This is a genomic window from Streptomyces sp. NPDC001532, from assembly GCF_040298625.1.
GTDB lineage: Bacteria > Actinomycetota > Actinomycetes > Streptomycetales > Streptomycetaceae > Streptomyces.
Genome location: NZ_JBEPAL010000021.1, coordinates 31,327 through 45,617, shown reverse-complemented (window position 1 = coordinate 45,617; position 14,291 = coordinate 31,327). Strand labels below are relative to the sequence as shown.

Here is a 14,291-nt window from a genome sequence, read left to right as displayed (position 1 = left end):
CCGCTCTCAGCTCACCGCGCAGGACTGGTCACCGACCTTGAAGGCGGTCGGCCTGCCGTTCGTGCCCGTCCAGCTGCCGGTGAAGCCGAACGCCACCGACGAACCCGCGGCCACGCCGCCGTTCCAGCCGACGTTCTTCGCCGTCACCGAGGCTCCCGACTGGGAGTGCTGGGCGTTCCACATCTGGGAGACGGTCTGGCCGTTCGGGAACGTCCAGGTCAGCGACCAGCCGTTCCAGGCGGCGCTGCCGGTGTTGGCGAGCTGCACATCCGCCTGGAAGCCGCCCGACCACTGGTTGGTGATCTTGTACGTCACCGCGCAGGCGCCGGTCGGCGTCGGCGTCGGGTCGGTGCCGCCACCGCCGCCGTCACCGCCCCCGGTGTCCGAGGAGTCGCCGTAGATCACCCCGCGGCCGTTGGTGGCGATGTACACCCGGCCGTACACCCGCGGGTCGCCGGTGATGGCCGCGCCGGTCCAGCCCCACTGGTGGGCGTCGTCGTTGATCCGGGTCCAGGTCGCGCCCTTGTCCGTGGAACGGAAGATGCCGCGCACCCCGCCGATCTTCGCGCTGGTGTAGAGCGTCTGGTACGAGGCGCCGGCCGCCGCCTTCCCGAAGCCGATGGTGTCGGCCTGCTGGACACCGGACAGCTTGGTGAAAGTGGCGCCGCCGTCCGTGGAGTGCCACAGTCCGTACGCGCCGTCGCTCGCGCCGCCCGCCAGCCACACGTCGCCCTTGGTGCCGGGCAGCGCCTTGAAGCGCACGCTGTCCCCGCCGGGCAGGTTCGCCGCGGCGGACGCCGTGAAGGTGGCGCCGCCGTCCGTGCTGACGTAGAACTTCCCGGACTTGAAGCCGTAGAAGGTCTTCGGATCGACGCGGTCGGACTCCACGATCGCGCCCGCCGGGATGCCGGACGAGGCCGACCAGGACGAGCCGAAGCCGGTGGTGTGGTGGACGCCCGCGCCCTGCGGGCTCCACACGAACCGGCTGCCGTCGGCCGCCGCCGCGACCGTGCCGCCGCCGCTCACGCCCGACGGATCGGTCCCGGCGAACCAGTTGGCGCCGTTGTCGGTGGAGAACGCGACGTGCGGGCCGGAGTCGAGGTTGCCCACCCGGACCACCGTGTTCGGGTGGGACTCGGCGTAGTCCAGGCTGGTGGTGGAGGTGAAGTTGGGGGAGGTGTACATCATCGCCGGGACCTTGGTGAGGTCCGTGTGCCGGAAGCCGCCGATGTCACCGAGGGCGCTGAGCAGCGGGGCGCCCGACGGGGGAGAGGCGAGGTCGTTGACGGCCGTCTCCTCCAGTCCCCGCACCATCGGCGTGATGGCGAACTTGCCCCCGCCGTCCCAGTTCGTGAGGTTCTCGGTGCCGTAGATCGTCGCGCCGGTGCCGTACATCATCCGGTCGGAGTCGAACGGGTCGATCTCCAGCGCCTCGGTCATCCAGCCGAGCTTCGGGGTCTGCTCGGGCGGTGACGGGTTGGCGCCCCAGGTCAGCCACGGCGAGGACGAGACGTCCATGGTGTACCGGTTCTCACGGTTGGGGTACGAGGTGTAGTCCCACGCCTTGGTCCAGGTGGCGCCGCTGTCCGTGGAGCGGAAGAGCTGCGTGTCCGGCCACCAGGAGCTGTACGCCGTGGCCATCACCGTGCCCGGGTCCTGCCGGTCGACCGTGAGGCCGCTGAAGCCGTAGTAGGTGTCCGCCTCGGCGACCGGGCTGATGTCGGTCCAGGTGCCGGTCGCGGTGGCGTAGCGCCACAGTCGGCCCTTGCCGCCGTCGTACGGACCGCCCTTGTCGCTGTACGCGAGGTACAGATGACCGTTGACGGTGTCCAGCACGCCCTTGTGCGCGAGGTAGCCCGTCGGCTGCCCGGCCAGCCGCTGCCAGGTCGCGCCCGCGTCCGTCGAGCGGTAGACCGCGTTCTCCTTGTCCGCCACCCCGACGTAGATCGTCTTCGTGGCGGTGCCGGCGGTGCCGGTGGACTCGTCGAAGGTGACCCAGACGATGCCCTGGTTGTCACTGGAGTACCCGGAGGTGTCGCTGGGGTCCTGCGCGTAGTTGCCGACGTTGGGGAAGTTCGCGACCTGCGACCAGGTGGCCCCGGAGTCCGTCGACCGCCACAGGCCCTTGCCGCTGGGCGCGCCGAGGTACAGCACGCTGTTGCGGTTCGGGTCGACGGCCAGCCGCTCGCCCATGCCGCGGCCCGGCATGTTGCCGCCCAGCTTGAACGGCAGGTCCGCCTTCTGCCAGCTGGCGCCCCGGTCGGCGGAGCGCAGCACCGCCCCGTTCCCGGGGTCCCAGCTGTTGGTGTACGTGCCGACGGCCGCGTACACCTTGTCCGGGTCCACCGCGTCGGAGGCGAGGCTGACCACGCCGGTGTGGCCCCAGTCGTCCCAGCCGATGTGGTCCAGCAGCGGTGTCCAGGTCTTGGTCGACTCCTGCCAGCGGTAGGCGCCGCCGATGTCGGTGCGGGCGTAGGCCAGGTCCTTCTCGGAGCGGTTGAAGACGATGCCGGGGACGAAACCGCCGCCGTCGATGCGGGCGTTCTTCCAGGTGTAGGTGTCGGCGGCGATCGCCGGCACCGGCCGTTCCACGGGTTCGGCGGCCAGCGCGGGCGGGGCGCCGGCGAGCAGGCCGGCCGCGAGCGCCAGCACGGCCGTGAGGATGCGGGTTCTTCGCACGGTGGGGAGGTCCTTCCTGCTGCGGTGGGGGTCTTCCGGTGGGGAACGTGCGACGGCCGGGCGGCCCCCCGTGCGGGTGGGGACCGCCCGGCCTGGTGGGCCCCGCCGTCAGGTGACGGGGCCCGGGCACGCGGAGCGTTCAGCGGGGACTTATTCGAGGAGCTCCGCGTAAGAGCCCATGGCGGTGGCGATGTCCACCTGGGCCCAGAACCGGTGATACGTGAACGTGGGCGCGGCACCGCCCGCGAGATAGCTCTCGATCTTCGACCAGGACGGGTCGTTCTTGTAGAACGAGCGGATCGAGGAGAAGGTCGAGGAGGAGTTGATCGTGTCGCCGTTCGGCATGGTGCCGGTCCAGCCGCTCGGGATGTACACCTTGTCGTTGAAGCGGCTGTAGTCGGTGCGGGTCTCCGGGACGGCGATGCCGAGCGCGTCCTGGTTCTTGTCCCACATGCCGTCCAGCAGCGCCTTCGCCACCCGTGCCGCCTCGGTGTCACCGGAGCGGTCGGCGTAGTACGTCAGCGTCTTGGCGTACGAGGCCGCCACACCGACGTCGTTGGTGTAGTCGGCGACGGTGACGTGCAGGCCGGTGTTGGAGCCGGGGCTCGACGCGTTCCAGGTGTCGGGCTTGCCCGACCACTGGAGGGTGGAGGGGATGAGGAAGGAGCCGTCCGGGTTGACGGTGGTCTTGGACAGCGCCCAGTCCACCCACTTGTCGAGGACGACCTTGGCGTCCGCGTCGCCCGTCTGCTGGTAGTACTCGGCGACCCGCTCCATCGACCACGCCTGGAAGCCGAACCACTGGTTGGACGGCGGGTCGTGGTAGACGGGCTTCTCGTCGTAGTACATGCCGTAGAAGGTCGGCGTACCGGCCGGCGGGGTCGCGTACCGGCCCGCCCAGCTGTTGGTCGCGCCGCCCGCGATGGCACCCTCCGACGACTGAAGCCAGCGGTAGAACTCCAGCTGCCGGTCGAGGGACTTGGCCCAGTCCGCCTGGCCCGTCGCCGACTTCGGCTTCAGGTCCGGGTAGTTGGCCAGGGCGTGCGCGGCGAGCGGGTTCTGGTAGCCGCCGTGCGCGTGGGAGGAGCCGATGCGCCAGGCCCAGCCCGCCGAGGTGTCGACGGCGCCGCCCCAGGCGTAGTACCACGACAGCAGGTAGTGCGAGGAGTCCTTGCCGGTGCCCGCCGGGCAGGTGGTCGGACCCACGCAGTTGCCGACCTTCTTGAAGTACTTGTCGTACATCGCGTAGCGCAGGTAGTCGCCCATCTTCGCCGCCTTGGCGACGGTGGCCGACACCTGGGAGCCCTTGCCCTGCTGCTCGGCCCAGATGTCCGCCCAGTACGCGACCTGCACGGCGCGCGCGTCGGCGTCCGGGGCGTTGGTGAACTTCCACTGCTTGGCGTAGGAGGCGTCACCGGTGAACAGGTCCAGGTAGCCGTTCTTGCCGCCGTACTTGAAGGCGTCGCAGGTCGGCTGCGGGACCGTCTCCCAGACCGACTCCTGCGGGCCGCGCTGGAAGGTGTTGATGTACGACGGTCCGGTGTCGGCCGGCCCCGCCTCGCACTTGCCGGGCGAGTTGCCGTATCCGTAGACGTTGTCGACGTCCTGGATCCAGTGCATGCCGTAGACCTCGTCCGTGCCGTACGCGGACTTCAGCTCACTCGCGATCGGGTCCGGGCCGACCGAGACGCCCGTGTCGAGCTTGGACGGGTACTCGTTCGGGGTGTCGTACTCGGGGGCGTAGGTCGCCGGCTTGGAGGCGTTGTAGGAGGAGTTCGTCGGCTGGTCGGCCTTGGTGGGAATCATGTACTTCTCCATGATCTCCCAGGCGCCGTTGAACTTGGTCCAGTCGCCGGTCACCTTGCCGTACATGGCCTGGAGCCACAGCAGATAGCTGTACGCCTCGGAGGTGGTCTCGTGGCCGTGGTCCGGGGCCTCGACGATCAGCGTCTCCACCGAGTGGTAGGGGATGCCCTCGGGGGAGAAGTAGCCGTTCGCCGGGTCGGTGATCTTGCCGTACAGCTCCAGGAAGCGGGCGTCGTACTGCTTGGTCGCGGCGATCTGGGTGACCGTCACGGACGCCTTGGAGTGCCCGGTCGCCGCCGACTCGAAGACGGCCGCGCCGGTCCCGGAGGAGTCGGCGGTGACGGTCACCTTCTGCGGCGTGTTCCAGTTCGACGGGGTGAAGGTCAGCGTGCCGCCGCCGGTCACCGAAAGGCCCGAGTTGCCAGAGGCGCGGGTCGTGGTGACGGTGACGTTCGCGGACGGCTGGGTCGACAGCCGTACCTCGTACGTGCCGGACTTGCCCTGCTGGACCGGCAGTTGCGTCGGACTGGCGACCACGGCCGGTCCCGAGGCGACCGTGATGCCGACCGGTGTGGAGGACGCCGAGGCGCCCAGGCTGTCGTAGGCCTTCGCCACCAGCGAATGACTGCCCACGGTCAATCCAGAGGCCGAGAGCGTGTAGGGCGCGGTGGTGTCCGTGCCCAGCAGGGTCGTGTCGTCGTAGAACTCGACCTTGCTGATGGTGGCGTTGTCCGCCGCCGCCGCGGTGGCCGCGAGCGGTACCGCGGCGCCCTGGGTGTAGACCGCGCCCGGAGCGGGGCTGGTCAGCACGGTGACCGGCGGCTGGTGGGCGCCGGCGCAGGTGGTGCCGTTGACCGCGAAGGCGGTCGGTGCGGCGTTGCCGCCGCTGTAGGTGAACTGGGCCCCGGTCGACACGGCCGCGCCGGCCGCGACGGTCCCGTTGTACGAGGCGTTCTTCACCGTGATCGCCTGGCCGGACTGCGACCAGGTGCCGTTCCAGCCGTTGGTCAGCTTCTGGTTGCCGCCGTAGGAGTACGTCAGCGTCCAGCCGTTGATCGGGTCCGTACCGCGGTTGGTGAGCGTCAGCTCCGCGGTGAAGCCGGAACCCCAGTCATTGGTCTTGTAGTCCACGCTGCACTGCAAGGCCGCTGCCTGCGCGGGGGTCGGATTGGCGGCCAGCATCGACAGAGGCACCGCGAGGGCCGCCAGTACGGCGGTCCATAACCGCCGCGCTGCGCGGCGTCTGGTTCTGGGGGGCATGAGCTGGTTCCTCCCTGCGACAACTGCGGCTCGGAAAGTCAAGGCTTGAACCAGTGGGAGCGCTCCCATAGTGAGGACGGGGCAAGTTCCGGTCAAGACACTTGAAGAGTCGAAAAGATTCGACAGACGCGTCGGAGGAAAACTCAGGCAACACTCTGTTCTTCACCGTCACTTGGCGCTACCTTCGCCATCACCAGTGGGAGCGATTCCGCCAGTCGGCGTGTCCGTCCGGGCACCCCCGAGCTGCAAGGACTCGCTCATGCGACACCCCCCGCCTTCAGGTCTTTTACTCTTCGGCACAGCCGTACCGCCTCCGTGAGGCCCCCGCTGCGCCCGCTCCCCTCTCGTTCGCGTTGACGCACCTCGCCGACGCGCCCTCCGCCGTGCCCCCGTGAGGCCCGGCGGCACCCGCACCGAGAAGTCCGAGAAGAGGAACCCGCACTGATGAGCCGTACCCGAACCAGAACAGCACTGCTCGCCGCACTGGCGCTCGTGGGCGGTGCGACCGGGACCGCGATGGCCGCGATCCCCGACGACATCGGCACCGCCGCCGCGCCCTGCACCGTCGACTACAAGGTGCAGAACCAGTGGGACACCGGTTTCACCGCCGCCGTCACCGTCACCAACAACGGCGCCGCGAAGTCCGGTTGGTCGGTGAAGTGGTCGTACGCCGGCAACCAGAAGGTCACCAGCGCCTGGAACGCCAAGGTCACCCAGAGCGGGACCGCCGTCACCGCCGCCAACGAGAGCTACAACGGCCAGCTCGCCACCGGCGGTTCGGCCAGCTTCGGCTTCCAGGGCACCTACAGCGGCACCAACGCGATCCCCGCCACCTTCACCCTCGACGGCGTGACCTGCAACGTCGACGGCGGTGGCGGCCCGACCGATCCGCCGGACCCGACGGACCCGCCCACCGACCCGGACGGCAAGGTCGACAACCCGTACACCGGCGCCAAGGTGTACGTGAACCCGGAGTGGTCGGCGAAGGCCGCCGCCGAGCCGGGCGGCAGCCGCATCGCCAACCAGCCCACCGGTGTCTGGCTGGACCGGATCGCCGCGATCAACGGCGTGAACGGCGGCATGGGCCTGCGCGACCACCTCGACGAGGCACTGGAGCAGAAGGGCTCCGGCGAACTCGTCGTCCAGCTGGTCATCTACAACCTGCCCGGCCGTGACTGCGCGGCCCTCGCCTCCAACGGCGAACTGGGCCCGACGGAGATCGACAAGTACAAGACGCAGTACATCGACCCGATCGCCGCGATCCTCGCCGACTCCAAGTACGCGGATCTGCGCATCGTCACCACCGTCGAGATCGACTCGCTGCCCAACCTCGTCACCAACGTCTCGGGCCGGCCCACCGCCACGCCCAACTGCGACGTGATGAAGGCCAACGGCAACTACCAGAAGGGCGTCGGCTACGCCCTGAACAAGTTCGGCGACATCGGCAACGTCTACAACTACATCGACGCCGGCCACCACGGCTGGCTCGGCTGGGACGACAACTTCGGCGCCTCCGCCGAGATGTTCAAGACCGCCGCCACCACCGAGGGCGCGACCGTCGCCGACGTGCACGGCTTCATCGTCAACACCGCCAACTACAGCGCCCTGAAGGAGAACAACTTCAAGATCACGGACACGGTGAACGGGGTCTCCGTGCGCCAGTCCAAGTGGGTCGACTGGAACCGTTACACCGACGAGCTGTCCTACGCCCAGGCGATGCGCGACAAGCTGGTCTCGATCGGCTTCGACACCAAGCTGGGCATGCTCATCGACACCTCCCGCAACGGCTGGGGCGGCACCCAGCGGCCCACCGGTCCCGGCGCCACCACCAACGTCGACACCTACGTCAACGGAGGCCGCTACGACCGCCGCATCCACCTCGGCAACTGGTGCAACCAGTCCGGAGCCGGCCTCGGCGAGCGCCCGAAGGCCTCGCCCGAGCCGGGTATCGACGCCTACGTCTGGATGAAGCCCCCGGGTGAGTCCGACGGCGCCAGCAAGGAGATCCCGAACAACGAGGGCAAGGGCTTCGACCGGATGTGCGACCCGACGTACACCGGCAACGCCCGCAACGGCAACAGCATGTCGGGCGCCCTGCCGGACGCGCCGCTGTCCGGTCAGTGGTTCTCGGCGCAGTTCCAGCAGCTGATGCAGAACGCCTACCCGCCGCTGTCGTAGCGAGGGCGGCGCACCGCGGTGTCCTGACGCCGCGGTGAACCGGCCCGCCGGGTCCGGCCCTCGGAGGCCGGGCCCGGCGGGCCCCGTACCGGAAACGCCACACCCTGGAATTTGCCGTACCGGCAACACGACTGGCTCCCTCGCGGTGCGTCGGCGCACCCTGACCGCACCCGGAGGAGAGGCTGACCCCATGGCGCACCACCACGATCACCCGCACGGCGACGGCGAGTCGCACGGCCGTCACCACCACGACCACACCGACGTCGACTGGACGGAGCTGGCCCCGCTGCTGGAGGCCCAGGCCGAGCTGTTCACCCCGCTGTACGAGCGGGCCCTGGCCTGGCTGGCCAAGCAGCAGACCGACCCCGGGCTCGTCGTCGACGCGGGCAGCGGGCCCGGCGTCGTCTCCTGTCTGCTCGCCGAGACCTTTCCCGGCGCCCGGGTGGTCGCCGTCGACGGGTCCGAACCGCTGCTGGAGCGGGCCCGCGCCCGCGCCGGGCGACTCGGTGTCGCCGACCGGTTCGGCACCCTCGCCGGTGACCTGCCCGGCGTCCTCGACGAGCTCGACTACCCCGCCGACCTGCTGTGGGCCAGCCACAGCCTGCACCACCTCGGCGACCAGCGGGCCGCGCTCGCCGCCTTCGCCGACCGGCTCGCGCCCGGCGGCACGCTCGCCGTCCTGGAGGGCGGGCTGTCCGCCCGGTTCCTGCCGCGCGACCTCGGCTTCGGCCGTCCGGGACTCCAGGCCCGGCTGGAGGCGCTGGAGCAGGAGTGGTTCGCCGAGATGCGTTCGGGGCTGCCCGGCAGCGTCGAGGAGCGGGAGGACTGGCCGGCGCTGCTCGCCGCCGCGGGCCTCGGTCACCCGCACACCCGCAGCTTCCTGCTCGATCTGCCCGCTCCGACCACCGACCGGGCCCGCGCCTACGTCGCCGCCACGCTGTCCCGCACCCGCGACTCCCTCGGCGACCAGCTCGACGCCACCGACCGCGCCGCCCTCGACCGGCTGCTCGACCCCGACGACAAGGCGAGCGTGCACCACCGCCCCGATGTCTTCGTGCTCGCCGCGCAGACCGTGTACACGGCGACCAAGTCCCTGTGACCCGAGGCCGGTCGCACCGGCGTCGCACGGCCGGCCGGGCGGCCCGGACGACAGCGCGCCCCGGGACCGCCGAGGTCCCGGGGCGCGGCGTCGGTACGGTCGGGCGGGTCAGTCCGTGCCGAAGACGGCCGGGTCGGGGCCGATCCGCCGGTCCTCGTTCAGCGCGCTGATCGCCGCCAGGTCCTCGTCGTCCAGGCTGAAGTCGAAGACGTCGATGTTCTCCCCGATCCGGGACGGGGTCACCGACTTGGGGATGACCACGTTGCCCAGCTGGAGGTGCCAGCGCAGGACGATCTGGGCCGGGGTGCGGCCGTGCTTGCGCGCGATGGCGACGATCGCCGGCACCTCCAGCAGGCCCTTGCCCTGGCCGAGCGGGGACCAGGCCTCGGTGGCGATGCCGTGCTCCGCGTGGTACTCACGCGAGGCGTGCTGCTGAAGGTGGGGGTGCAGCTCGATCTGGTTGACCGCCGGGACGACGGACGTCTCGCCGATCAGCCGCTCCAGGTGCTCCGGCAGGAAGTTGGAGACACCGATCGCCTTGATCCGGCCGTCGGCGTGCAGCTTCTCGAACGCCTTGTAGGTGTCGACGTACGTACCCCGGGACGGCATCGGCCAGTGGATGAGGTACAGGTCCACGTAGTCCAGACCCAGCTTCGACAGGGAGAGGTCGAAGGCGCGCAGAGTGGAGTCGTACCCCTGGTCGCTGTTCCACAGCTTGGTGGTGATGAAGAGTTCCTCGCGCGCGATGCCCGAGTCGGCGAGAGCCTTGCCGGTGCCCTCTTCGTTGCCGTAGATCGCCGCTGTGTCGATGCTCCGGTACCCGGCCTCCAGCGCGGTGGTGACCGCCTGCGCCGCCTCGTCGTCCGGCACCTGCCAGACGCCGAAGCCCAGCTGGGGCATCTCGACGCCGTTGTTGAGGATGATCGGGGGGACCTTGCTGCTCACGAGCTCTTGATCCTTCGGTTGTCGTCAGGTGGTACTCCCATCGTCAACGATCACGGGCCGCGATGCATTCCTGACGGGCAAATCCGCCCTCGGCGGTCTGCCGGGCGGGCGCCGGCTCAGGTGTGGTACAGGGCGTCCACCTCGTTCGCGTAGGCCTTCTCGATGGCCCTGCGCTTGAGCTTGAGCGACGGGGTGAGCAAGCCGTGCTCCTCGGTGAAGGGCTGGGCGAGGATCCGGAAGGTGCGGATCGACTCGGCCTGCGACACCAGGGTGTTCGCGGCGACCACCGCGCGCCGCACCTCCGCCTCCAGGTCCGCGTCGCGCACCAGCGCCGCCGCGGTCATCCGCGGCTTGTTGCGCATCAGCAGCCAGTGCTCCACCGCCTCCTGGTCGAGGGTGATCAGGGCGGCGACGAACGGGCGGTCGTTGCCGACGACGATGCACTGCGAGACCAGCGGATGGTCCCGGACGCGTTCCTCCAGCGGGCCGGGGGAGACGCTCTTGCCGCCCGAGGTGACCAGGATCTCCTTCTTGCGGCCGGTGATGGTGAGATAGCCGTCCTCGTCCAGGAAGCCCAGGTCGCCGGTGGCCAGCCAGCCGTCGTGCACGGCCTCGTCGGTGGCCTTGGCGTTGTTGAGGTAGCCCTGGAAGACGTTGCCGCCGCGCAGCCAGATCTCGCCGTCGTCGGCGGTGTGCACGGTCACGCCGGGGATGGGCCGGCCGACCGTGCCGTAGCGGGTGCGCTCGGGCGGGTTGGCGGTGGCGGCGGCCGTGGACTCGGTCAGCCCGTACCCCTCGTAGATGTGCACGCCCGCGCCCGCGAAGAACAGCCCGAGCCGGCGGTCCATCGCCGAGCCGCCCGACATCGCGTGCCGCACCCGGCCGCCCATCGCCTCGCGCATCCTGGCGTAGACGAGCTTGTCGAAGAGCTGGTGCTGCATCCGCAGGCCCGCCGACGGTCCGGGCCCGACGCCCCAGGCCTTCGCCTCCATCGCGTCCGCGTACCGCACCGCGACGTCGACGGCCTTCTCGAACGCCCCCGCGCGGCCCTCGCGTTCGGCCTTGCGGCGGGCGGCGTTGAAGACCTTCTCGAAGATGTACGGCACCGCGAGGAAGAAGGTCGGCCGGAAGGCGGCCAGGTCGGGCAGCAGGGCGGCGGCGTTCAGCTGCGGCTGGTGGCCGAAGCGGACCCGGCCCCGGACCGCGGCGACCTGCACCATCCGGCCGAACACGTGGGCGAGCGGCAGGAAGAGCAGGGTGGCGACCTCCTCGCCCTTGCGGGACTGGAACACCGGCGCCCAGCGCTCGACCACGGTGTCCGCCTCGAACATGAAGTTGCCGTGCGAGAGGACGCATCCCTTGGGACGGCCCGTGGTGCCCGAGGTGTAGATGACGGTCGCGACCGTCTCCGGGGTGACCGCCTTGCGGTGCCGGTGGACCACCTCGTCGTCCAGGTGCGCCCCGGCGTCGTACAGCTCCGCCACCGCGCCCGCGTCCAGCTGCCACAGATGCTTCAGACGCGGCAGCCGGTCGATGACGGTGGCGATCGTCATCGCGTGGTCCTCGTGCTCCACGATCGCGGCCGTCACCTCCGCGTCGTACAGCATCCAGTAGCACTGCTCGGCCGAGGAGGTCGGGTAGACCGGCACCACCTGCGCGCCGACCGACCAGAGCGCGAAGTCGAACAGCGTCCACTCGTAGCGGGTACGGGACATGATCGCTACCCGGTCGCCGAAGCGGACGCCGCGGGCGAGCAGGCCCTTGGCGAGGGCGAGCACCTCGTCGCGGAACTCGGCGGCCGTGACGTCCCGCCACCGCCCGCTGTCGTCCTTGCGGCCGAGCGCGAGGTGCCGGGGGTCCTCCTCGGCGTTGCCGTACACGGCGTCGGCCAGGCCGCCCACGGGGGGAGGCAGCGCCGACGGCGGGCTGGTGAACTCGCGCAAACCCGCTCCCCCCGCTCTCCGTGACGGCTCCCGGTGACGCTGACGCCCCGCACAGGCGGTGAAAGCTACCCCACGCAGAGTCCGGACGGGAGGGGTGCCGAAGGCGAGCGGAGCTCAGGTTCACGCTGGTCGGCGAGGGAGAAAAGGGTGCACATGGGGAAGGGCCGGGCACATTCCTGACGGCGGAGTAAGTTTCGTGCCGTAATCTCCACGGAATCTGTACGAAGCCGCTCACCGCCGGTGCAGCCGGTCCCCGCCCGCCAGGATCGCCGCCGCCAGCGCGTCCGCCGCGCTCTGCGCGGGCGTCCGGCGGACGCCGTGCACCAGCACGAAGTCGACCCGTCCGAGCTCCGGCAGACCGAACCGGTCCGGCACCCGGACCAGCCCCGGCGGGATCAGACCCCGCGAGTGCGCCATCACCCCGAGCCCGGCCCGGGCCGCCGCGATCAGACCGTTGAGCCCGCCGCTGGTGCACACGATCCGCCAGGGCCGGCCCTGCCGCTCCAGCGCCTCCATCGCCAGCGCGCGGGTGATGCCCGGCGGCGGATAGACGATCAGCGGGACCGGGCGGTCCGGGTCGAGGCGCAGCCGGTCGGCGCCGATCCACACCAGCCGGTCGTGCCAGACCAGCTCACCGCGCGGGTCCTCCGGCCGCCGCTTGGCCAGCATCAGGTCCAGCTTCCCGGCCGCCAGCCGCTCGTGCAGGGTGCCCGACAGCTCGACCGTCAGCTCCAGGTCGACCTCGGGATGGTCGTGCCGGAAGCCCTCCAGGATCTCCGGCAGCCGGGTCAGCACGAAGTCCTCCGAGGCGCCGAACCGCAGCCTGCCCCGCAGCCGGGTGCCGGTGAAGAACGCCGTCGCCTGCTCGTGCACCTCCAGGATCCGCCGGGCGAAGCCCAGCATCGCCTCGCCGTCCTCGGTCAGCTCCACGGAGTGGGTGTCCCGGCTGAACAACTGCCGCCCGGTGGCGTCCTCCAGCTTCCGCACATGCTGGCTGGCCGTCGACTGGCGCAGCCCCAGCCGCCGCGCGGCCTGCGTGAAGCTCAGGGTCTGCGCCACCGCCAGAAAGGTACGAAGGTGGGACGGGTCGTACATGCCGCCGAGGATAGCGCGCGGTCATCGCGATCCGTGATGACAGTCAGAGTGGTATGCCGGATTCCCGATCGGCGGGCGGAGGAGCAGGATGGAGAGGGGACGTCTCGACCCCGGAGCACCTGTCCGCGATCCGTGTGGAGCATCGTGAAACGCCTGCGATGGCCGAGTCGGCCGCCTATCGACCCGTACATCCTGATGCTGCTCGGGACGGTGGGCCTCGCGGCGCTCCTCCCCGCCCGCGGCGCGGCCGCCGACATCGTCTCCGGCGCCTCCACCGCCGCCATCGCCTTCCTCTTCTTCCTCTACGGCACCCGGCTCTCCACCCGGGAGGCGCTCGACGGACTGAAGCACTGGCGGCTCCACCTCACCGTCCTGGCCTGCACCTTCGTCATCTTCCCGCTGCTCGGCCTGGCCGCCCGCGGACTGGTGCCGGTGGTGCTCACCCACTCCCTGTGGCAGGGCCTGCTCTTCCTCACCCTCGTCCCGTCCACGATCCAGTCCTCGATCGCCTTCACCTCCATCGCCCGCGGCAACGTGCCCGCCGCGATCTGCGCCGGCTCCTTCTCCTCGCTCGCCGGCATCGTCGCCACCCCGCTGCTCGCCGCCTCGCTGCTCGGCGGCGGCACCGGCGGGTTCTCCGCGGACTCGGTGCTGAAGATCGTGCTCCAGCTGCTCGTGCCGTTCCTCGCCGGACAGGTGCTGCGCCGCTGGATCGGCGGCTTCGTCGCCCGCCACAAGAAGGTCCTCGGCCACGTCGACCGCGGCTCCATCCTGCTCGTCGTCTACACCGCGTTCAGCGAGGGCGTGGTCCAGGGCATCTGGCACCAGGTGAGCCCCGCCCGGCTCGGCGGACTGCTCGCCGTGGAGGCCGTGCTGCTGGCCGTGATGCTCACCGCGACCTGGTACGGCGCCAAGGCGCTCGGCTTCGGGCGCGCGGACCGGATCACCATCCAGTTCGCCGGGTCGAAGAAGTCCCTCGCCGCCGGCCTGCCCATGGCCAGTGTGCTGTTCGGCGCGCACGCCTCGCTGGCCGTGCTGCCGCTGATGCTCTTCCACCAGATGCAGCTCATGGTCTGCGCGGTGATCGCCAAACGCCGCTCCCACGACCCCGTCGACGACGAGGAGTCCGGCGAGCTCAGCGACGCGCGCGCAGCCTCAGGTCCGCGAACCGCGGTCGGTACGGGCCCGCGTTCCCGCTGAGCCGCGCGGAGGCCGCGAGGGCCGGCACCAGCAGCAGACCGATCCCGGCCACCGCCCGCCCCGCGCCCGTCCGCCGCCCCCGCGCG

8 protein-coding genes are annotated in these 14,291 nt (G+C 70.7%); 3 read left to right on the top strand and 5 right to left on the bottom strand.

The window, feature by feature from the left end:
• Positions 1 to 6: 6 nt before the first annotated feature.
• Positions 7 to 2,679, bottom strand: coding sequence for a cellulose binding domain-containing protein (locus tag ABT232_RS20240; protein ID WP_351841748.1), 2,673 nt, complete (start codon positions 2,677 to 2,679; stop codon positions 7 to 9).
• A gap of 150 nt (positions 2,680 to 2,829) precedes the next feature.
• Positions 2,830 to 5,745, bottom strand: a complete 2,916-nt coding sequence (locus ABT232_RS20235; protein ID WP_351841746.1) for a glycoside hydrolase family 48 protein — start codon at positions 5,743 to 5,745, stop codon at positions 2,830 to 2,832.
• 444 nt (positions 5,746 to 6,189) lie between these two features.
• Here ABT232_RS20235 and ABT232_RS20230 point away from each other — a divergent pair, with 444 nt between their 5' ends.
• Together ABT232_RS20230 and ABT232_RS20225 are read left to right on the top strand one after the other, a co-directional pair.
• Complete coding sequence (locus ABT232_RS20230) at positions 6,190 to 7,923, top strand: glycoside hydrolase family 6 protein (RefSeq protein WP_351841744.1); 1,734 nt, start codon at positions 6,190 to 6,192, stop codon at positions 7,921 to 7,923.
• Between the two features lie 190 nt (positions 7,924 to 8,113).
• Positions 8,114 to 9,022 (top strand): class I SAM-dependent methyltransferase, encoded by a 909-nt coding sequence (locus tag ABT232_RS20225; RefSeq protein WP_351841742.1) that lies wholly within the window; start codon positions 8,114 to 8,116, stop codon positions 9,020 to 9,022.
• Positions 9,023 to 9,130: 108 nt separating this feature from the next.
• Here ABT232_RS20225 and ABT232_RS20220 read toward each other — a convergent pair whose 3' ends face one another.
• The 3 genes from ABT232_RS20220 to ABT232_RS20210 all read right to left on the bottom strand — a co-directional run bounded on the left by ABT232_RS20220 (position 9,131) and on the right by ABT232_RS20210 (position 13,005).
• Positions 9,131 to 9,967: an aldo/keto reductase gene (locus ABT232_RS20220; protein WP_351841740.1), complete on the bottom strand. Its 837-nt coding sequence runs from the start codon at positions 9,965 to 9,967 to the stop codon at positions 9,131 to 9,133.
• A gap of 116 nt (positions 9,968 to 10,083) precedes the next feature.
• Entirely contained in the window at positions 10,084 to 11,910 is a 1,827-nt protein-coding gene (locus ABT232_RS20215) for an AMP-dependent synthetase/ligase (RefSeq protein WP_351841738.1), read from the bottom strand.
• Between the two features lie 231 nt (positions 11,911 to 12,141).
• On the bottom strand, positions 12,142 to 13,005 hold the full coding sequence (locus ABT232_RS20210; RefSeq protein WP_351841736.1) for a LysR substrate-binding domain-containing protein: 864 nt from the start codon (positions 13,003 to 13,005) through the stop codon (positions 12,142 to 12,144).
• A 144-nt stretch (positions 13,006 to 13,149) separates the two neighbouring features.
• Between ABT232_RS20210 and ABT232_RS20205 the strand changes: the two genes are divergently transcribed.
• The gene (locus ABT232_RS20205) at positions 13,150 to 14,205 is read left to right on the top strand and encodes a bile acid:sodium symporter family protein (protein ID WP_351841734.1); all 1,056 of its coding nucleotides are present in this window, start codon (positions 13,150 to 13,152) and stop codon (positions 14,203 to 14,205) included.
• Positions 14,206 to 14,291 lie beyond the last annotated feature (86 nt).